The sequence below is a fragment of the Sphingomonas aurea genome (genome assembly GCF_030678875.1).
In the GTDB taxonomy this organism is placed as follows: Bacteria; Pseudomonadota; Alphaproteobacteria; order Sphingomonadales; family Sphingomonadaceae; genus Sphingomonas; species Sphingomonas aurea.
Genome location: NZ_JAUUDS010000004.1, coordinates 1 through 18,560, shown reverse-complemented (window position 1 = coordinate 18,560; position 18,560 = coordinate 1). Strand labels below are relative to the sequence as shown.

28 protein-coding genes are annotated in these 18,560 nt (G+C 66.6%); all 28 read left to right on the top strand.

Going from position 1 to position 18,560, the window contains the following annotated elements; translation table 11 throughout:
* The 28 genes from rplB (at position 1) to guaA (ending at position 18,482) form a co-directional block, all read left to right on the top strand.
* Entirely contained in the window at positions 1-855 is an 855-nt protein-coding gene (gene rplB / locus Q5H91_RS09585) for a 50S ribosomal protein L2 (protein ID WP_305173176.1), read from the top strand.
* 3 nt (positions 856-858) lie between these two features.
* A complete protein-coding gene (gene rpsS / locus Q5H91_RS09580; protein ID WP_305173175.1) occupies positions 859-1,134 on the top strand; it encodes a 30S ribosomal protein S19 in 276 nt (91 codons plus the stop codon).
* Positions 1,134-1,511 (top strand): 50S ribosomal protein L22, encoded by a 378-nt coding sequence (gene rplV / locus Q5H91_RS09575; RefSeq protein ID WP_305173174.1) that lies wholly within the window; start codon positions 1,134-1,136, stop codon positions 1,509-1,511. Before rpsS ends, rplV begins: the two co-directional genes overlap by 1 nt.
* Complete coding sequence (rpsC, locus tag Q5H91_RS09570) at positions 1,511-2,218, top strand: 30S ribosomal protein S3 (RefSeq protein WP_305173173.1); 708 nt, start codon at positions 1,511-1,513, stop codon at positions 2,216-2,218. Before rplV ends, rpsC begins: the two co-directional genes overlap by 1 nt.
* A 12-nt stretch (positions 2,219-2,230) precedes the next feature.
* Positions 2,231-2,665, top strand: a complete 435-nt coding sequence (gene rplP, locus Q5H91_RS09565) for a 50S ribosomal protein L16 (RefSeq protein ID WP_305173172.1) — start codon at positions 2,231-2,233, stop codon at positions 2,663-2,665.
* Position 2,666: 1 nt separating this feature from the next.
* Positions 2,667-2,867, top strand: a complete 201-nt coding sequence (rpmC, locus tag Q5H91_RS09560) for a 50S ribosomal protein L29 (protein ID WP_305173171.1) — start codon at positions 2,667-2,669, stop codon at positions 2,865-2,867.
* A 12-nt stretch (positions 2,868-2,879) separates the two neighbouring features.
* Positions 2,880-3,152 carry a 30S ribosomal protein S17 gene (gene rpsQ / locus Q5H91_RS09555; RefSeq protein WP_305173170.1) on the top strand — a complete coding sequence of 91 codons (273 nt, stop codon included), beginning with the start codon at positions 2,880-2,882 and terminating at the stop codon, positions 3,150-3,152.
* A gap of 157 nt (positions 3,153-3,309) precedes the next feature.
* Positions 3,310-3,678, top strand: coding sequence for a 50S ribosomal protein L14 (rplN, locus tag Q5H91_RS09550; RefSeq protein ID WP_017979484.1), 369 nt, complete (start codon positions 3,310-3,312; stop codon positions 3,676-3,678).
* Entirely contained in the window at positions 3,678-3,995 is a 318-nt protein-coding gene (rplX, locus tag Q5H91_RS09545; RefSeq protein ID WP_305173169.1) for a 50S ribosomal protein L24, read from the top strand. The genes rplN and rplX overlap by 1 nt, the downstream gene beginning before the upstream one ends.
* The gene (rplE, locus tag Q5H91_RS09540; RefSeq protein ID WP_305173168.1) at positions 3,988-4,572 is read left to right on the top strand and encodes a 50S ribosomal protein L5; all 585 of its coding nucleotides are present in this window, start codon (positions 3,988-3,990) and stop codon (positions 4,570-4,572) included. The genes rplX and rplE overlap by 8 nt, the downstream gene beginning before the upstream one ends.
* 55 nt (positions 4,573-4,627) lie before the next feature.
* Entirely contained in the window at positions 4,628-4,933 is a 306-nt protein-coding gene (gene rpsN / locus Q5H91_RS09535) for a 30S ribosomal protein S14 (RefSeq protein ID WP_305173167.1), read from the top strand.
* Positions 4,934-4,945: 12 nt separating this feature from the next.
* Positions 4,946-5,341: a 30S ribosomal protein S8 gene (rpsH, locus tag Q5H91_RS09530; protein ID WP_305173166.1), complete on the top strand. Its 396-nt coding sequence runs from the start codon at positions 4,946-4,948 to the stop codon at positions 5,339-5,341.
* The gene (rplF, locus tag Q5H91_RS09525) at positions 5,341-5,874 is read left to right on the top strand and encodes a 50S ribosomal protein L6 (protein WP_305173165.1); all 534 of its coding nucleotides are present in this window, start codon (positions 5,341-5,343) and stop codon (positions 5,872-5,874) included. The genes rpsH and rplF overlap by 1 nt, the downstream gene beginning before the upstream one ends.
* Positions 5,874-6,224: a 50S ribosomal protein L18 gene (gene rplR / locus Q5H91_RS09520; protein ID WP_305173164.1), complete on the top strand. Its 351-nt coding sequence runs from the start codon at positions 5,874-5,876 to the stop codon at positions 6,222-6,224. Before rplF ends, rplR begins: the two co-directional genes overlap by 1 nt.
* 4 nt (positions 6,225-6,228) lie before the next feature.
* Positions 6,229-7,023 (top strand): 30S ribosomal protein S5, encoded by a 795-nt coding sequence (gene rpsE, locus Q5H91_RS09515; RefSeq protein WP_305173163.1) that lies wholly within the window; start codon positions 6,229-6,231, stop codon positions 7,021-7,023.
* A 5-nt stretch (positions 7,024-7,028) separates the two neighbouring features.
* A complete protein-coding gene (gene rpmD / locus Q5H91_RS09510) occupies positions 7,029-7,205 on the top strand; it encodes a 50S ribosomal protein L30 (RefSeq protein WP_305173162.1) in 177 nt (58 codons plus the stop codon).
* Positions 7,206-7,256: 51 nt separating this feature from the next.
* A complete protein-coding gene (locus Q5H91_RS09505) occupies positions 7,257-8,492 on the top strand; it encodes an acyltransferase family protein (protein WP_305173161.1) in 1,236 nt (411 codons plus the stop codon).
* Positions 8,493-8,593: 101 nt separating this feature from the next.
* Positions 8,594-9,136 (top strand): 50S ribosomal protein L15, encoded by a 543-nt coding sequence (gene rplO, locus Q5H91_RS09500; protein WP_305173160.1) that lies wholly within the window; start codon positions 8,594-8,596, stop codon positions 9,134-9,136.
* A gap of 135 nt (positions 9,137-9,271) precedes the next feature.
* Positions 9,272-10,636, top strand: a complete 1,365-nt coding sequence (gene secY, locus Q5H91_RS09495; RefSeq protein WP_305173159.1) for a preprotein translocase subunit SecY — start codon at positions 9,272-9,274, stop codon at positions 10,634-10,636.
* A 39-nt stretch (positions 10,637-10,675) separates the two neighbouring features.
* Positions 10,676-11,326, top strand: a complete 651-nt coding sequence (locus Q5H91_RS09490; protein ID WP_305173158.1) for an adenylate kinase — start codon at positions 10,676-10,678, stop codon at positions 11,324-11,326.
* Between the two features lie 221 nt (positions 11,327-11,547).
* The gene (locus tag Q5H91_RS09485; protein WP_305173157.1) at positions 11,548-12,243 is read left to right on the top strand and encodes a winged helix-turn-helix domain-containing protein; all 696 of its coding nucleotides are present in this window, start codon (positions 11,548-11,550) and stop codon (positions 12,241-12,243) included.
* Between the two features lie 13 nt (positions 12,244-12,256).
* Positions 12,257-13,600: a sensor histidine kinase gene (locus Q5H91_RS09480; RefSeq protein WP_305173156.1), complete on the top strand. Its 1,344-nt coding sequence runs from the start codon at positions 12,257-12,259 to the stop codon at positions 13,598-13,600.
* 40 nt (positions 13,601-13,640) lie between these two features.
* Positions 13,641-13,895: a hypothetical protein gene (locus Q5H91_RS09475; protein ID WP_305173155.1), complete on the top strand. Its 255-nt coding sequence runs from the start codon at positions 13,641-13,643 to the stop codon at positions 13,893-13,895.
* A gap of 159 nt (positions 13,896-14,054) precedes the next feature.
* Positions 14,055-14,423 carry a 30S ribosomal protein S13 gene (gene rpsM, locus Q5H91_RS09470; protein ID WP_305173154.1) on the top strand — a complete coding sequence of 123 codons (369 nt, stop codon included), beginning with the start codon at positions 14,055-14,057 and terminating at the stop codon, positions 14,421-14,423.
* 104 nt (positions 14,424-14,527) lie between these two features.
* On the top strand, positions 14,528-14,917 hold the full coding sequence (rpsK, locus tag Q5H91_RS09465) for a 30S ribosomal protein S11 (protein ID WP_019516037.1): 390 nt from the start codon (positions 14,528-14,530) through the stop codon (positions 14,915-14,917).
* Positions 14,918-15,009: 92 nt separating this feature from the next.
* Positions 15,010-16,074, top strand: a complete 1,065-nt coding sequence (locus Q5H91_RS09460; protein WP_305173153.1) for a DNA-directed RNA polymerase subunit alpha — start codon at positions 15,010-15,012, stop codon at positions 16,072-16,074.
* Between the two features lie 228 nt (positions 16,075-16,302).
* Positions 16,303-16,725: a 50S ribosomal protein L17 gene (gene rplQ, locus Q5H91_RS09455; protein ID WP_305173152.1), complete on the top strand. Its 423-nt coding sequence runs from the start codon at positions 16,303-16,305 to the stop codon at positions 16,723-16,725.
* A 203-nt stretch (positions 16,726-16,928) separates the two neighbouring features.
* Complete coding sequence (gene guaA, locus Q5H91_RS09450) at positions 16,929-18,482, top strand: glutamine-hydrolyzing GMP synthase (RefSeq protein ID WP_305173151.1); 1,554 nt, start codon at positions 16,929-16,931, stop codon at positions 18,480-18,482.
* Positions 18,483-18,560: the final 78 nt, after the last annotated feature.

Sequence of the window (18,560 nt, the reverse complement as noted above, 5' to 3'; positions counted from 1 at the left end):
ATGGCACTCAAGCAATATAATCCGACGAGCCCGGCCCGCCGCGGCCTGATTCTCGTCGACAAGTCGCAGCTCTGGAAGGGCAAGCCCGTCAAGGCGCTCGTCGAGGGCAAGAACAAGACCGGTGGCCGCAACAACAAGGGCCATGTGACCAGCCGCGGCATCGCGGGTGGCCACAAGCAGAAGTACCGGTTCATTGACTTCAAGCGTCGCAACTGGGACGTCGAGGGCACGGTCGAGCGGCTGGAATATGATCCCAACCGCACCGCGTTCATCGCACTGGTCAATTACGGCACCGATGCCGATGGCAAGGTGGCGCAGGCCTATATCATCGCTCCGCAGCGCCTCGGCGTCGGGGACAAGGTGATCGCGGCCAAGCGGACCGACGTGAAGCCGGGCAACGCCATGGAGCTGGGCCAGGTCCCGGTCGGCACCATCGTCCACAATGTGGAGATGAAGCCGGGCAAGGGCGGCCAGATCGCACGTTCGGCCGGCACCTATGTGCAGGTCGTCGGTCGCGATCGCGGCATGGTCATCGTCCGCCTGAACTCGGGCGAGCAGCGCTATATCCATGGCGAGTGCATGGCGACGATCGGTGCGGTGTCGAACCCGGACAACCAGAACACGAACCTCGGCAAGGCCGGGCGTTCGCGCTGGATGGGCAAGCGTCCGCTGACCCGCGGCGTCGCCAAGAACCCGGTCGACCATCCGCATGGCGGTGGTGAAGGCCGGACCTCGGGCGGCCGTCATCCGGTTACCCCGTGGGGCAAGCCGACCAAGGGTGCGCGCACCCGTCACAACAAGTCGACCGACAAGATGATCATCCGGTCGCGTCACTCGACGAAGAGGAAGGGCTAACCCATGGCTCGTTCAGTCTGGAAGGGCCCGTTCGTCGAACTGAGCCTGTTGAAGAAGGCGGAGACCGCGCAGGATGCCGGTGGCCGCGCGCCGATCAAGACCTGGTCGCGTCGTTCCACCATCCTGCCGTCGTTCGTCGGTCTGACGTTCAACGTCTATAATGGTCGCAAGTTCGTGCCGGTCACGGTCAACGAGGACATGGTCGGCATGAAGCTCGGCGAGTTCGCGCCCACGCGCTACTTCCCGGGTCATGCCGCCGACAAGAAGGGCAAGCGCTGATGTCGAAGCCAGCATCCCCCCGCAAGGTCGGTGACAAGGAAGCCCTGTCGGTCGGCACGCAGATCCGCGGTTCGGCCCAGAAGCTGAACCTGGTCGCGGGCCTGATCCGCGGCAAGAAGGCGTCCGACGCGCTCAACATCCTGGCCTTCTCGACGAAGGGCATGGCGGTCGACGCGCGCAAGGTTCTGGCCTCGGCCATCGCCAATGCCGAGAACAACCACAACCTCGACGTCGACGCGCTCGTCGTCGCCGAGGCGTCGGTCGGCAAGTCGATCACCATGAAGCGTTTCGCGACCCGCGGCCGTGGCAAGTCCACCCGCATCCTGAAGCCGTTCAGCCGTCTGCGCATCGTCGTGCGCGAGCAGGAAGAAGCATAATGGGTCACAAGAGCAACCCCATCGGCATGCGGCTGCAGATCAACCGCACCTGGGACAGCCGCTGGTACGCCGAAGGCGCCGCCTATGGCCAGCTGCTGCTGGAGGATCTGAAGATCCGCCGGTTCATCATGAAGACGCTGCCGCAGGCGGCGATCTCCAAGGTCGTCATCGAGCGTCCAGCCAAGCTGTGCCGCATCTCGATCTTCGCCGCACGTCCCGGTGTCATCATCGGCAAGAAGGGCGGCGACATCGAGAAGCTGCGCAAGACGATCGGTGCGATGACCTCGTCCGACGTCTCGCTGAACATCGTTGAGATCCGCAAGCCCGAGGTGGACGCCCGCCTGGTCGCGCAGGGTATCGCCGACCAGCTGGAGCGCCGTATCGCCTTCCGCCGCGCGATGAAGCGCGCGGTGCAGTCGGCGATGCGCCTGGGTGCCGACGGCATCAAGGTCTATTGCGGCGGTCGTCTGGGCGGTGCGGAAATCGCGCGCTCGGAGAGCTATCGCGAGGGCCGCGTGCCGTTGCACACGCTGCGCGCGAACATCGACTATGCCGAGGCCGAGGCCCACACGTCGTACGGCGTGTGCGGCGTCAAGGTCTGGGTGTTCAAGGGCGAGATCCTGGGTCACGACCCGATGGCGACCGACCGGCTCATGATGGAGGCCCAGACCTCCGGCGTGCGTCCGGCGCGCGACGACCGCCGCTAAGGAACAAGAAACATGCTGCAACCGAAGCGCACCAAGTTCCGCAAGGCGTTCAAGGGCCGCATCCACGGCGACGCCAAGGGCGGCACCAGCCTCAACTTCGGCGCCTATGGCCTGAAGGCGATGGAGCCGGATCGGATCACCGCACGCCAGATCGAGGCGGCCCGCCGCGCGATCACCCGCCACATCAAGCGCCAGGGGCGTTTGTGGATCCGCGTCTTCCCGGACGTGCCGGTCTCGTCGAAGCCGGCCGAAGTCCGCATGGGCTCGGGCAAGGGTTCGCCCGAGTTCTGGGCTGCCCGCGTGAAGCCGGGCCGGATCCTGTTCGAGCTCGACGGTGTCGAGGGCAAGATCGCCGCCGAGGCGTTCGAGCGCGCCGCCATGAAGCTCCCGATCAAGACCAAGGTCGTGGCCCGTCTGGGCGACACCAGCCACCTCGGAGGCGAGTAAGATGGCCACTGATTTCACCGGCCAGAGCGACGATCAGCTGAACGAGAGCCTCGGCCAGCTGAAGCGCGAGCAGTTCAACCTCCGCTTCCAGGCGGCGACGAACCAGCTCGAGAAGCCGAGCCGCGTGCGCGAGGTCCGTCGCGACATCGCCCGCATCAAGACCCTGCAGTCGCAGCGCACTCGCGCCGCGACGGCCAAGTAAGGAACGAAGCACATGCCCAAGCGCGTGCTGACCGGCCTGATCGTCTCCGACAAGGGCGACAAGACCGTGGTGGTGAACGTCGAGCGCAAGGTGAAGCACCCGCTCTACGGCAAGATCATCCGCCGCTCGAAGAAGTATCACGCCCATGACGAGGCGAACGAGTTCAAGGCCGGCGAGACGGTGCGCATCGAAGAGATTGCGCCGATGTCGAAGCTGAAGACCTGGAAGGTGCTCGACCGGGTGAACACCCATGCGACGCCCGAGCGGGTCGACGTCGACGCGTGATGCATCGCGCTCCGGTTTCGACCGGGGCAGGTTGCACTCTGACCAAGGAGCGGCTACAGGGCCGCTCCCCCGGCGCGGGTCCGCCCGCCGCCGGGGTCGTTATTTTTAGGCCGGGCTGGGTCGGAATCCAGCCCATGAAGAGAAGGAAGCAGGATCCATGATCCAGATGCAGTCCAATCTCGACGTCGCTGACAACAGCGGCGCGAAGCGGGTGCAGTGCATCAAGGTGCTGGGCGGCTCGAAGCGTCGCACCGCATCGGTCGGTGACATCATCGTCGTCAGCATCAAGGAAGCGCAGCCCCGCGGCAAGGTGAAGAAGGGTGACGTGCACCGCGCCGTCATCGTCCGCACCGCCAAGGACATTCACCGTGCCGATGGCTCGACCATCCGCTTCGACGGCAACGCCGCCGTCCTGGTCAACAAGAACGAGGAGCCGATCGGCACCCGTATCTTCGGCCCGGTCGTGCGCGAGCTGCGTGGCAAGAAGCACATGAAGATCATCTCTCTCGCGCCCGAGGTGCTGTAATGGCCGCCGCGAAGATCAAGAAGGGCGATCGCGTGATCGTCCTGTCCGGCAAGGACAAGGGCAAGACCGGCACGGTCACGCTCGCCATGCCGAAGGACGGCAAGGTCGTGGTCGAGGGCGTCAACGTCGCGACCCGCCACCGCAAGCCGACCCAGGCCGAGCCGCAGGGTGGCTTGGTCAAGGTCGAGGCGCCGCTGCACATCTCGAAGGTCGCGCACGTGACCGCCGACGGCAAGCCGACGCGCGTCCGTTTCGAGACGCAGGACGGCAAGAAGGTCCGCGTGGCCGTGAAGTCCGGGGAGAAGATCGATGGCTGATGCCTATAAGCCCCGGATGAAGGGCATCTACGACGATCGCATCGTCGCTGCGATGACCGAGAAGTTCGGCTACAAGAACGTCAACGAGATCCCGCGGATCGAGAAGATCGTGCTCAACATGGGCGTCGGTGAGGCGACCCAGGACAAGAAGCGCGTCGACCAGGCCGCGTCGGAAATGGAGCTGATCGCCGGTCAGAAGCCGGTCATCACCAAGGCGAAGAAGTCGATCGCGCAGTTCAAGCTGCGCGAGGGCATGCCGATCGGCGTGAAGGTCACCCTTCGCCGCGAGCGCATGTACGAGTTCCTCGACCGCTTCATCACGATCGCCCTGCCGCGCGTGCGCGACTTCCGCGGTCTGAACCCGAAGAGCTTCGACGGTCGCGGCAACTATGCCTGCGGCATCAAGGAGCAGATCATCTTCCCCGAGATCAACTATGACCGCATCGACAAGGTGCGTGGCATGGACGTGATCGTCACCACCACGGCAAAGACCGACGACGAGGCGCGCGAGCTGCTCCGTCTGTTCGGCTTCCCGTTCCCGCAGGAAGAGGCCGCCGAAGAGAAGAAGGCGGCCTGACATCTCCCGCTCTCCTGCATTCGCGGGGGAGCGCTACTAGGAAGAGCTTAAGTCCATGGCGAAACTGAGTTCGATCAACAAGAATGAGCGTCGCAAGAAGCTGGTGAAGCAATATGCTCCCAAGCTGGCGAAGCTGAAGGCCCAGGCGAACGACACGTCGCTCGACGAGAGCGAGCGCCTGATCGCGCGGCTGAAGATGGCCGAGCTGCCGCGCAACGCGAACCCCACGCGTATCCGCAACCGTTGCGAGATCACCGGGCGCCCGCGCGCCTATTATCGCAAGTTCCGTCTCGCTCGCGTCATGCTGCGCGATCTTGCCAACAAGGGCATGATCCCCGGCCTCACGAAGTCGAGCTGGTAAGGACCGTTTGAGATGGCAGTGACCGATCCCGTGGGTGACCTGCTCACCCGCATCCGCAACGGCCAGCGCGCGAAGAAGGACTCCGTCCTCTCGCCGGCGTCGAAGCTGCGCGTCCGCGTGCTCGACGTTCTGCAGCGCGAAGGCTATATCCGTGGCTATTCCGAGGAGCAGATGGGCCCCGCCGCCGGCGTGCGCATCGAGCTGAAGTATTTCGAGGGCCAGCCGGCCATCAAGCATATCGCGCGCGTGTCGAAGCCCGGCCGCCGCGTGTACAGCGGGTCGCAGGACCTGCCGCGCGTGATGAACGGTCTGGGCATCACCATCGTGTCGACGCCGAGTGGCGTTCTGTCCGACGCCGAGGCGCGCGAGCAGAATGTCGGCGGCGAAGTGCTGGCGGAGGTGTTCTGATGAGCCGCATCGGTAAGAAGGCGGTCGCCGTCCCCTCGGGCGTCACCGCGACCCGCACCGGCAACGAGCTGTCGATCAAGGGCCCCAAGGGCACCCTGTCGATGCCGCTATCGGACCTCATCACCTACGACGTCCAGTCGGACTCGATCGGCGTGCAGCCGGCGAACGACACCAAGCGCGCTCGCGCGTTCTGGGGCATGCAGCGCACGCTGGTGCAGAACCTGGTGACGGGCGTGACGACGGGCTTCTCGAAGAAGCTGGTCATCACCGGCGTTGGTTACCGCGCCGCGGCGCAGGGCAAGACCCTGAAGCTGCAGCTCGGCTACAGCCACGACGTCAACATCGACGTGCCGGAAGGCATCGAGGTGAAGACCCCTGATGCGACCACGGTCGAGATCAGCGGCGCCGACAAGCAGAAGGTCGGCCAGCTGGCCGCCGAGATCCGCCGCTGGCGCAAGCCCGAGCCGTACAAGGGCAAGGGCATCAAGTACGACGGCGAGTTCATCTTCCGCAAGGAAGGGAAGAAGAAGTAATGTCCAAGGGTATGACACTCTTCGAGAAGCGCCGTCGGCGCAATCGTACTGCGCTGCGTGCGCGTGCCGGCACCCGGCCGCGGCTGTCGGTGCATCGCTCGGGCAAGCACATGTACGCCCAGGTGATCGACGACGTCGCCGGCGTCACTGTCGCTGCGGCGTCGACGCTGACCGCGCGCGATGCGTCGGGCGCCAATGTCGCTGCCGCATCGGCGGTGGGCAAGCGCGTGGCGGAGGCGGCTCTGGCCGCTGGCGTGACCAAGGTCGTGTTCGACCGCGGTGGCTTCCTGTTCCACGGCCGCGTCAAGGCGCTGGCCGAGGCGGCTCGTGAAGCCGGATTGGAGTTCTAAGATAATGGCCGAGAACAACGATACCCAGTCGCAGCCGGGCGAGAACGCCGCGGTTGAGGCTTCCGCCGGTGATGCCGGCGCTAACACCGGCGCGAACGCAGGTGGCGGTTATCAGGGTCAGGGCGGCGGTCGCGGCCGTGGCGGTCCGGGCGGTGGTGGCGGTCGCGGTCGCGGCGGCCCCGGCGGCCAGCGCGGCGGTCGTGACGGCGGTCGCGGTGGTCGTGACGGTCGCGGTCGCGGCGGTCCCGGCTCCGACGACGGTGGCGAGGAGCTGATCGAGAAGCTCGTCCACATCAACCGCGTGTCGAAGACGGTGAAGGGCGGCAAGCGCTTCGGCTTCGCGGCGCTGGTCGTCGTAGGCGACGGCAAGGGCCGGGCCGGCTTCGGCCATGGCAAGGCGCGCGAGGTGCCGGAGGCGATCTCGAAGGCGACTGCGGCGGCCAAGAAGAAGATGGTACGCGTTCCGCTGAAGGACGGCCGCACGCTGCATCATGACGGCAACGGGCATTTCGGTGCCGGCCGCGTGACGCTGCGCTCTGCACCGCAGGGCACCGGTATCATCGCCGGCGGTCCGATGCGCGCGATCTTCGAATCGCTCGGCGTCGCTGACGTCGTGACCAAGTCGATCGGCACGTCGAACCCGTACAACATGATCCGTGCGACCTTCGAGGCCCTGGGCGACCAGACCAGCCCGAAGTCGGTTGCGCAGCGTCGTGGCAAGAAGATCGCGGACCTGCTGGGTCGTGGCGGCGCCGACAAGGGCGCGGCCGAGGCCGACGCCGCGGCGATCGTGGAGTAAGCGATATGGCGACCATCAAGATCAAGCAGATCGGCTCGCCGATCCGCCGTACCAAGGATCAGCGCGCGACGCTGATCGGCCTTGGCCTCAACAAGATGCACCGTGTGTCGGAGCTGGAAGACAGCCCCGAAGTCCGTGGCATGATCCGCAAGGTTCAGCACATGGTGAGTGTCGAGGGTTAAGCCTTCGTCCCATCGTGATACGAACATGGAGGGCGGCGCAGGTCTTATGACTTGCGCCGCCTTTTTCGTTGTCGTTACGCCCCACGAAGAAATTGGCGCAGGGGTGGGGTGATGATTTGCAGCGGCACCTATGCGCGGGCGGCGGCAGATATTCGGACCGGCAGTTCCGTTATAGAGCTTCAGTCACTTCGCGGAATCGCAGCTCTGATCGTCGTCGTTTATCACTGCGCCCTTTATTATGACTATGGGGCGGCATCGCGATCCGCCATGTCATTGATCTTCAACGCGCATGGGGCGGTGGTCACGTTCTTCGTCCTCAGCGGTTTTGTGCTAACCCTATCGCTGATGCGGTCTCCACTCGATAGGCGTCGGATCGGCTTCTTCTATATCCGCCGCGCTTTCCGCATCTATCCCGCGCTTTGGACGGCATGCGCGCTCGCGCTGATCTATCTTCTGGTCTTCGGAGCCGATGGCGTTGCGCTGGGATCGGAATGGGCCCGGATGAACTGCGGCAACTGGCCGTTACCCACGGGCAGGATCATGCTCGCCTTTGCCGGTCTGAAATCCACGCTGCCGCTGCCGATCTGGTCGCTGGCCGTGGAACTCGTCGCCTCGGCGGCGATGCCCTTCCTGATCCTTGTCATGCGCCGCTCTGTGCCGGCATTCGTGATCCTGACCTTGGGACTGGCCGTGCTGTCGCGGTTCGGTGGTGACAAGCTGCTGCTGATACCCACCTATATGATCGACTTCGCGCTCGGTGCCTCCGTCGCGCTGGTCGTTCCGCAATTGCGTGTCGCGTTGCGGAGGCGTGGCATGCTGGCCGTGTGCGCAGGGGCGGGGGTGGCGCTCCTCTGGACCGGTCGCGCCATCGCCGGAGCCGATTTCGAACTGGCCTATCACGATCCGCTCACCTCGATGATCGAGGGTGTTGGCGCCGCGCTCGTCATCGGCGCGATCTTCGTCAGGGCGGACCGCTTTTCCATCCTGTCCGCGCGCTGGGCGACGCGGCTCGGAGATCGGTCCTACAGTCTCTACCTGCTTCACCAGCCGGTGCTGGCGATCCTGGCGGCAACCGGCGCGCTGCTGGTCCCCCGATTGATCGTGGCGCACCCCGGCGCGGCCACGCTGGTCCTGATCGCCGGGACGATCGCGCTTGCCATGCCGCTGGCGACGCTCGGCTTCCAATGGATCGAGCTGCCTGCGATCGGTATCGGCCAGCGGCTGGTGCGCCGGCTGGAGCATTTCCGCTCGCCGGACCGGCGCGTGGCCGCTGCGATGCCTCGCTAGCCGCGCAGGGGCAGATTCCGCGTGACGCGACAGGCGCGCTCGGCTAAGGGCGCGCCTTCATTTTTCCATCAGCGCGACAAAAGCGAAAGCGAGTGCATATCATGAAGCTCAACGAACTCCGCGACAACGAAGGTGCCCGCAAGTCCAAGATCCGCGTCGGACGCGGCATCGGCTCGGGCAAGGGCAAGACCGCCGGTCGCGGCCAGAAGGGCCAGAAGAGCCGCGAGGGCGTGTCCATCGCCGGCTTCGAGGGCGGCCAGATGCCGCTCCACATGCGTCTGCCGAAGCGCGGCTTCAACAACATTTTCGCCAAGGATTATGCCGAGGTGAACCTGGGCGCGATCCAGAAGGCGGTCGAAGCGGGCAAGATCACCGCTGGTGCCGCCATCGATCACGCCGCGCTGAAGGCCGCCGGCCTGGCGCGCGGCGGCAAGGACGGTGTCCGCCTGCTCGGCAAGGGCGAGTTCTCGACCGCGCTGACCTTCACCGTCGCCGGCGCGTCGAAGGGCGCGATCGAGGCGGTCGAGAAGGCCGGCGGCAAGGTCGACGTGATCCACGTCGTCCCCGCCGCCGAGAAGGCCGCGGCCAAGAAGGGCGTGAAGTACAAGGAGCGCGCGGCGCACAAGGCTTCGTTCAAGGCCTGACGTCTGCCCTGCTGCCTGCGCAGGCGGGCGGCGGAATTCGCATCGGCGGGTTAGACAAGCCACCGAGCGTGACTATATGGCGGCGGGGGCGGCAAACGCTTACCCGCCGCATTGGTTTCCAGGACATCGACACGCATGGCATCCGCAGCCGACCAGATGGCGCAAAGCATCAACCTGGCGAAATTCGCCAAGGCGACCGACCTCAAGAAGCGGCTGTGGTTCACGATCGGCGCGCTGATCGTCTTCCGCCTGCTGTCCTATGTGCCGCTGCCGGGCGTCGACCCGACCGCGCTGGGGCTGCTCAGCCAGAAGACGACGGGCGGCGTGCTCGACTTCTTCAACACCTTCTCGGGCGGCTCGCTCAGCCGCATGTCGCTGATCGCGCTGGGCGTGATGCCCTACATCACCGCCTCGATCGTGGTGCAGCTGGCGACCTCGCTCAGCCCCAAGCTGGCGGCGATCAAGAAAGAGGGTGAGAGCGGCCGCAAGAAGCTCAACCAGATCACCCGCTACGGCACCGTCGGCCTGACCGCGATCCAGGGCTATTTCATCGCCGTCGGGCTCGAGACGCTGGGCGCGTCGCAGGGCGTCGCCGCGGTGATCGAGCCGGGCATGACCTTCCGCATCGCCGCGGTCATCTCGCTGATCGGCGGCACCATGTTCCTGATGTGGCTGGGCGAGCAGATCACCAGCCGCGGCATCGGCAACGGCGTGTCGCTCATCATCATGGCCGGCATCGTCGCGCACCTGCCGACGACGCTCATCAACCTGCTGGAGGGTGGTCGCTCGGGCAGTCTCGACCCGATCCGGCTGATCGGCATCGTCGTCGCGGTGGTCGCGCTGATCCTGTTCATCTGCTTCATGGAGCGCGCCCAGCGCCGCATCCTGATCCAGTATCCCAAGCGCCAGACGCAGCGCGGGATGCAGGCGGATCGCAGCCACCTGCCGCTGAAGATCAACACCGCGGGCGTCATCCCGCCGATCTTCGCCTCGTCGCTGCTGCTGATGCCGCTGACCATCTCGCAGTTCGCCGGCCAGCGGGTCGCGGGCGAGAGCGCCTGGGGCGACTTCATCATCAGCCTGAACCAGTATCTGCAGCACGGCAGCCCCGTCTACATGCTGCTCTATGGCGCCGGCATCATCTTCTTCTCGTTCTTCTACACCGCCGTGGTGTTCAACCCGGAAGAGACGGCGGACAATCTGAAGCGCTATGGCGGCTTCATCCCCGGCATCCGGCCCGGCAAGAATACCGAGAACTACTTCGACTATGTCCTCACCCGCATCACCGTGATCGGGGCGGCATATCTGACGATCATCTGCCTGCTGCCCGAGTATCTGGTATCGGCGCTGTCGATCCCGTTCTACCTCGGTGGCACCAGCCTCTTGATCGTGGTCAACGTCACGATGGACACGGTCACCCAGATCCAGTCGCACCTGCTGGCGCACCAGTATGGCGACCTCATCAAGAAGGCCAAGCTGAAGGGCGGCCGCCTCCGCTGATCGGCGGACGGACGGTACCCGCGGCATTAGGGGAGCGGCATGAACATCATCCTGTTGGGACCGCCAGGGGCGGGCAAGGGCACCCAAGCCGCCAAGCTGGTGGCAGAGCGCGGCATGGTCCAGCTGTCGACCGGCGACATGCTGCGCGCGGCGGTCAAGGCCGGCACGCCGGTGGGATTGCAGGCCAAGGCGGTGATGGATGCCGGCGAGCTGGTGTCAGATGCGATCGTCTCCGCGCTGATCGGCGAGCGGCTGGACCAGGGTGTCGAGCGCGGCGCGATCTTCGACGGCTATCCCCGCACCACCGCCCAGGCCGAGGCGCTCGACCTGCTGCTGACCGAGCGCGGGCAGCAGCTCGACTGGGTGATCGAGCTGGAGGTGGACGAGGCGGCGCTGACCGAGCGGATCGTCGGCCGCTATACCTGCGCATCCTGTGGCACCGGCTATCACGACACGTTCAAGCAGCCCGCGACCGGTGGCGTCTGCGACGTCTGCGGTTCGACCGAGTTCAAGCGCCGTCCCGACGACAATGCCGAAACCGTCGCCACCCGCATGGCCGAGTATCGTGCCAAGACCGCGCCGATCCTGCCCTTCTACGAGGCACGCGGCCTGGTCCGCCGGGTCGATGGCATGGCCGACATGGCCGATGTCGGCGTTGCGATCGCCGCCATCCTTGACGAGACGCGATAGCATTTTTGTGTTCGTCCAGTGATGACGCTTTTGTCATCCACCGGTCACGCTGCGGCAGTCCCGTACCGTCTATCTGCTATCCATTGGGCGCGAGCGCCGCGACGCGCCCGGCAGGATTTGCAAGATCGGTACCCGAACTCCCGGGGGTGCCGTAGGGGCCGGCGGGAAGGATGCTTTCCGCCGGCTTTTCCTGTATGGGCGGCGCGGAGGCGAGCGACACGATGACCCGCAAGATCCTGATCGTCGAGGATGATCCCTCGACCGCAGCCTATCTGGCAAAGGGACTGATAGAGGCGGGCTACACCGTGGAGACCGCCGCCGACGGCCGCGACGGCCTGTTCCTGGCGAGCGAGGGCGTGTTCGACCTCATCATCGCCGACCGGATGCTGCCCGGGCTGGACGGTCTCTCGATGGTGGGGGCGTTGCGCGCGGCCCGGATCCCGACGCCGGTGCTGGTCCTGTCCGCGCTCGCCTCGGTCGACGATCGGGTCGACGGGCTGAAGGCGGGCGCCGACGATTATCTCTGCAAGCCTTTCTCCTTCACCGAATTGTCCGCCCGGATCGAGGCGCTGGTCCGCCGCGCCGACCGCGCCGCCAGCGAGCCGCAGAAGACCCGCCTGTCGGTCGGTGATCTGGAGATCGATCTGCTCTCGCGTCACGTCAGCCGCGCTGGCCGGACGATCGCGCTGGGCGGGCGCGAGTTCAACCTGCTCGAATTCCTTGCCCGCCACGCCGGTCAGGTCGTCACCCGCACGATGATGCTGGAGAAGATCTGGAACTATCACTTCGATCCCGGATCGAACGTCGTCGACGTCCATATCGGCCGCCTGCGCCGCAAGCTGGAGGACGGCTTCACCTCGCCCATCCTCCACACGGTACGCGGGGCGGGATATCGGCTGGCCGCCGCGGAGAGCTGATGCAGCCCCGTCCATGAGGCTGTCGGTCACCGCGCGGATCGCGCTGCTCGCGATCGCGCTGGCGCTGGTGTCGAACCTGGTGCTGGTCGGCTTCGTCTGGAAGCAGACCCATGACGACGCGATCGCCGCCACCCGGCGCGAGATGATCGAGCAGTCCGACGCGCTGCTCGCGATCTGGCATGAGGGCGGCGCGGCGGCGCTTTCGGCAGCGGTTCGCGACGCCCGGCCGCCCGGCGACGTCTCGCTGGTCGTGGCGGTGCTCGACCATGACGGGCGACGGCTGGTCGGCTACGCCCCGGACCGGGTCACCGTACCGCTGCGACCGACCCATTTCCGTGTCGCACGGCTGGGGGAGGAGGGGGCCTGGGGCCTCCACGACACCGGCTACCTCCTCCACGCGATCGGCGGCTACTGGCTGCTGACCGGGCGCAACCTCGACGTGATCGAGGCGGAGCAGCGCGCGATCGAGAGCGCGCTGGCGCTCGCCGTCACCCTGTCGCTGGCGCTCGGCATCGGGGCGGGCCTGGTCCTCGCCCGTTATGTCGGCGCGCGGCTCGACCGGATCGCCGGGGTGGTCGAGGCGGCGGGGCAGGGCGACCTGTCGCGCCGGGTCGAGATGGTGGCGGGCGGCGCCGACGCATTCGACCGTCTCGCCGCGCGGCTCAACGTTATGCTCGGCCGGATCGAGCGGCTGATGACCGAGTTGCGCGTCGTCACCGACAGTCTGGCGCACGATCTCCGCTCGCCGCTCGCCCGCCTCAGGACCAAGACCGAGCAGGCGGTGATGATCGCGGACCCGGCCGCACGCGACGCTATGCTGGGCGGTCTGCTCGCCGAGACGGACGTGGTCATGCGGATGCTGACCATGGTGATCGAGATCAGCCGTGCCGAGTCGGTGTCGCGCGACCGCTTCACTGACGTCGATCCCGCCGCGCTGATCGAGGAGATCGCCGACCTCTACGGTCCCGTCGCCGAGGAGGCGGGGCTCGCCTTCGTCGTTGCGATCGACGCAGGGTCGCCGGTGATGCGCCTCCACCGCGAGCTTATCAGCCAGGCGATCACCAACCTGATCGACAACGCGCTGAAGCACGCCGCGGCCGGGGGAATGGTGACGCTGCGCCTGGCCCCGCATGTGGAGGGGGTCGCGATCCAGGTCGAGGATCGCGGCACCGGCATCGCCGCATCCGACCGGGCGCAGGCGCTGCGCCGCTTCGGCCGCCTCGACACCGCGCGGACGACCCCGGGGGCAGGGCTAGGCATGTCGCTGATCGATACGGTCGCGCGGCTTCACGACGGTCGCTTCGAGCTGGCCGACAACCATCCCGGACTGATCGCACGGATCATCCTGCCGCTTTAGCCGGGGTGCAAGCGCGTGCGCTTTGCGCTAGCGCCGGGGCATGGACGCCCTGACCGCCTTTGGCCTGTTCGCCGTCACCTTCATGCTGATCTGCTACGTGCTGGAGGATCGGGCGCCGTTCTGGACGCTGCTGTTCGCCCTCGGCTGTCTGATGGGGTCGGCCTATGGCTTTCTCCAAGGTGCGTGGCCGTTCGGGGCGGTGGAGTTGATCTGGTTCGTCGTCGCGTTGCGACGCTGGGTCGGCTTGCGGAGCAAGGCATCGGCTCTGCGACGATCCGCGGAACCCGATGGTTGACAGGGCGTTGCGCCGCGCTTAACTGACCCTCACTCCGCAACACCGGTTTCCGGCGGCGCTTGTTTGCGCTCGCCGCCATCGTGCGTTCGGGGTCAACGCGTCGAGATAGCGGTCGTGGCTAGCCATGCCGGCCGCTGTGGAGCTAGGAGTATATATCACATGGCACGTATCGCGGGTGTTAACATCCCGACCAACAAGCGCGTCGTCATCGCGCTGACCTATATCCACGGGATCGGCCCGGCCAAGGCCAAGCAGATCACGGACAAGCTGAGCATCGCGGCCGAGCGCCGGGTCCAGGACCTGACCGATCAGGAGGTTCTGCAGATCCGCGAGGCGATCGACGCCGACCACACGGTCGAGGGCGATCTGCGCCGCGAGACCGCGATGAACATCAAGCGTCTGATGGATCTGGCCTGCTATCGCGGCCTGCGTCACCGCAAGGGCCTGCCGGTCCGCGGCCAGCGCACGCACACCAACGCGCGCACCCGCAAGGGCAAGGCAAAGCCGATCGCGGGGAAGAAGAAGTAAAAAACAGTCCGGGGGACTGTTTTTCACTTCTTCTCCGCCGGAGGCAGGTCAGAGGCATACCGCCTCCCGGCCTCCGTACCACGGAACAAGGTCAGGATTAGATAATGGCACAAGCACCGCAGCGCATTCGCCGTCGCGAACGCAAGAACATCACCGCCGGCGTCGCGCACGTCAACGCCAGCTTCAACAACACCATGATCACGATCACCGATGCGCAGGGCAATGCGATCAGCTGGTCGTCGGCCGGCATGATGGGCTTCAAGGGCTCGCGCAAGTCGACCCCGTACGCGGCGCAGGTCGCGGCCGAGGACGCCGGCAAGAAGGCCGCCGAACACGGCGTCCGCACGCTCGAGGTCGAGGTCAAGGGTCCGGGTTCGGGCCGCGAGTCGGCGCTGCGCGCGCTGCAGGCGGTCGGTTTCCAGATCACCTCGATCCGCGACGTGACCTCGATCCCGCACAACGGCGTGCGCCCGTCCAAGCGCCGGCGCGTCTGAGCCTTATCTTGCTCGACCTTCGCGCCGGCTGACGAGTCGGCGTTACTTATCCGAGGCCGGCGCCCCACCGGCCTCCAACCCAGGGGAACCCCGTGGCTGTCAACGCAAAGAACTGGCAGGAACTCAAGAAGCCGAACGGCCTGGAGAAAAAGGGCGGTGACGGCAAGCGCAAGGCGACCTTCGTCGCCGAGCCGCTGGAGCGTGGCTTCGGCCTGACGCTCGGCAATGCGCTGCGCCGCGTGCTGCTCTCCTCGCTGCAGGGTGCGGCGGTGACGTCGATCAAGATCGAGAACGTCCTGCACGAGTTCTCCAGCCTCGCCGGCGTGCGCGAGGACGTGACGGACATCGTCCTGAACGTGAAGCAGATCGCGATCCGCATGCAGGGCGAAGGCCCGAAGCGCCTCCAGCTGTCGGCCACCGGCCCCGGCGAGGTGAAGGCGGGCGACATCGCCGTGTCGGGCGACATCGAGGTCATGAACAAGGACCTGGTGATCTGCCACCTCGACGAGGGCGCGACCTTCAACATGGAGCTGACCGCCGACGTCGGTAAGGGCTATGTCCCCGCCGCCGGCAACCGTCCGGCCGACGCGCCGATCGGCCTGATCCCGGTCGACGCGCTCTACTCGCCGGTGCGCCAGGTGTCGTACAAGGTCGACCCGACCCGCGTCGGTCAGGACCTCGACTATGACAAGCTGACGCTGACGATCGAGACCGACGGCACCGTCACGCCCGAGGACGCGGTGGGCTATGCCGGCCGCATCCTGCAGGACCAGCTGGCGCTGTTCGTCCATTTCGACGACTCGTCGGTCACCCGCTCGGCCCCGATCGGCCAGGCGGCGGCGCCTGCCGCCGGCGCGGAGCCTGCGGGCGACACCCAGCAGATCAACCGCTACCTCCTGAAGAAGGTGGACGAGCTGGAACTGTCGGTGCGCTCGGCCAACTGCCTGAAGAACGACAACATCATCTATATCGGCGATCTCGTCGGCAAGACCGAGGCAGAGATGCTCCGCACGCCGAACTTTGGCCGCAAGTCCTTGAACGAGATCAAGGAAGTGCTGTCGTCGATGGGGCTGCGGCTGGGCATGGAAATTCCCGGCTGGCCGCCCGAGAACATCGAAGAGATGGCGAAGAAGCTCGAGCAGGAGATCATGGGCTGATGCGCACCGGTGCAGCGATGCTGCACCGGAGACGCACAGCCCCGGCCGGCGGGTCGGCTTCCAGCCGACCCGTTCGACGTAGAGGACGCGGCTTGGCCGCGGCCCGGCCAGCATCCCAACGGGTGTGACCTTTCGTGACTTTCCAGGGCAAATGGCGGTGGCCCTTCCATAACACCGCCTGGATCGGGGTACCTCACACGGCCCCCCTACGAACGAGAAGGAACTACCATGCGTCATCGCGTCGGCGGCCGTAAGCTGCAGCGTACCTCGGCCCACCGGATCGCCCTGTTCCGCAACATGTCGGCCGCGCTCATCAAGCATGAGCAGATCACCACCACCGTCGCCAAGGCGAAGGAGCTTCGCCCCTACGTCGAGAAGCTGGTGACCCTGGCGAAGAAGGGTGGCCTGTCCAACCGCCGTCTGGCGCACGCCCGCCTGCTCGACGACGCACAGCTCGTGAAGCTGTTCGACGTCCTGGCCGAGCGCTATGCGGGCCGTAACGGCGGCTACACCCGCATCATCAAGGCCGGCCCGCGCCAGTCGGATGCGTCGCCGATGGCGATCATCGAGTTCGTCGACCGCGACGTGTCGGCCAAGGGCCAGGATTCGGGCCCGGTAATGAACGACGAGGATTACGACGACGCCGCCTGAGGCGGACCGCGCGGCGTCGCCGCGCCGGCGTCTGTAATAGAGGGGCCGTGCTTCCACCCGGAAGTGCGGCCTCTTTTCGTATGACCGCATGAGCGCCGCGGCAAAGCCGCACCGCCGGACGGAGCGATGCTCCGCCGGCCGGGCTTGGCCCCGTCGCTCCGCCGGGCTTGGCCATTGCCGCCTGCGCGGCTAGGGCCTGCGCCATGGAACACCCCGACAGCATCCTCATCGTCGACTTCGGCAGCCAGGTGACCCAGCTCATCGCGCGGCGCATCCGCGAGGCGGGGGTCTATAGCGAGATCGCCCCTTTCCAGTCGGCGGCCGAAGCCTTTACCCGCATGGCGCCCAAGGGGATCGTCCTGTCGGGCGGCCCGGCCTCGGTCGTCGACGAGGACAGCCCGCGCATTCCGCAGGAGATCCTCGACAGCGGCCTGCCGATGCTCGGCATCTGCTATGGCCAGCAGGCATTGACCCGGCAGCTCGGCGGCCAGGTTGAGAAGGGAGCGGGCGGCGAGTTCGGCGAGGCGTTCATCGACATCGGCGCGCCGTGCGCGCTGTTCGACGGCCTTTGGACCCAGGGCGAGCGGCACCAGGTGTGGATGAGCCACGGCGACCATGTCGCAGAGCTTGCCCCCGGCTTCCGCCCGGTCGCGACCAGTAAGGGCGCGCCCTTCGCGATCATCGCCGACGACGCGCGCCGCATCTACGCGATGCAGTTCCACCCGGAGGTCGTCCACACCCCCGACGGCGCCAAGCTGATCGCCAACTTCGCCCGCCATGTCTGCGGCCTGACCGGCGACTGGAGCATGGCCGAGTTCCGGGCCGCCAAGATCGCGGAGATCCGCCAGCAGGTCGGCAGTGCCAAGGTGATCTGCGGCCTGTCGGGCGGGGTCGATTCGTCGGTCGCGGCGCTGCTGATCCACGAGGCGATCGGCGACCAGCTGACCTGCGTGTTCGTCGACGGCGGCATCCTGCGGCAGGGCGAGGCGGAGCAGGTCGTCGGCCTGTTCCGCGGCCACTACAACATCCCGCTGATCCATGTCGAAGCGCAGACGCTGTTCATGAACGGCCTCGCCGGCGTCACCGACCCGGAAGCCAAGCGCAAGTTCATCGGCAAGACCTTCATCGACGTGTTCGAGGCGGAGGCGAAGAAGATCGGCGGCGCCGAGTTCCTGGCGCAGGGCACGCTCTACCCGGACGTGATCGAGAGCGTCAGCTTCACCGGCGGCCCGTCGGTGACGATCAAGAGCCATCACAATGTCGGTGGCCTGCCAGAGCGGATGAACATGAAACTGGTCGAGCCGCTGCGCGAGCTGTTCAAGGACGAGGTCCGCGCGCTCGGCCGGGAGCTGGGCCTCCCCGACGTGTTCGTCGGCCGCCACCCGTTCCCCGGCCCCGGCCTCGCCATCCGCATTCCGGGCGAGGTGACGAAGGAACGCTGCGACATCCTGCGCAAGGCGGATGCGATCTACCTGGAGGAGATCCGCAACGCCGGCCTCTACGACGCGATCTGGCAGGCGTTCGCCGTGCTGCTGCCGGTCCGCACGGTCGGGGTGATGGGCGACGCGCGCACCTACGACTCGGTGCTGGCGCTGCGCGCGGTGACCTCGGTCGACGGAATGACCGCGCAGGCTTTCTCCTTCCCCGGCGACTTCCTGCCGCGCGTGGCGACGCGGATTATCAACGAGGTGAAGGGCGTCAACCGCGTCGTCTACGACTATACATCCAAGCCGCCCGGCACGATCGAGTGGGAGTGATCGGGAACTAGCGAGCAGCCGGGGGCTGCTCGCCCCGATCACTCGGCGCGGCAACGCGCCGCCAGGCGGGAACTAGCG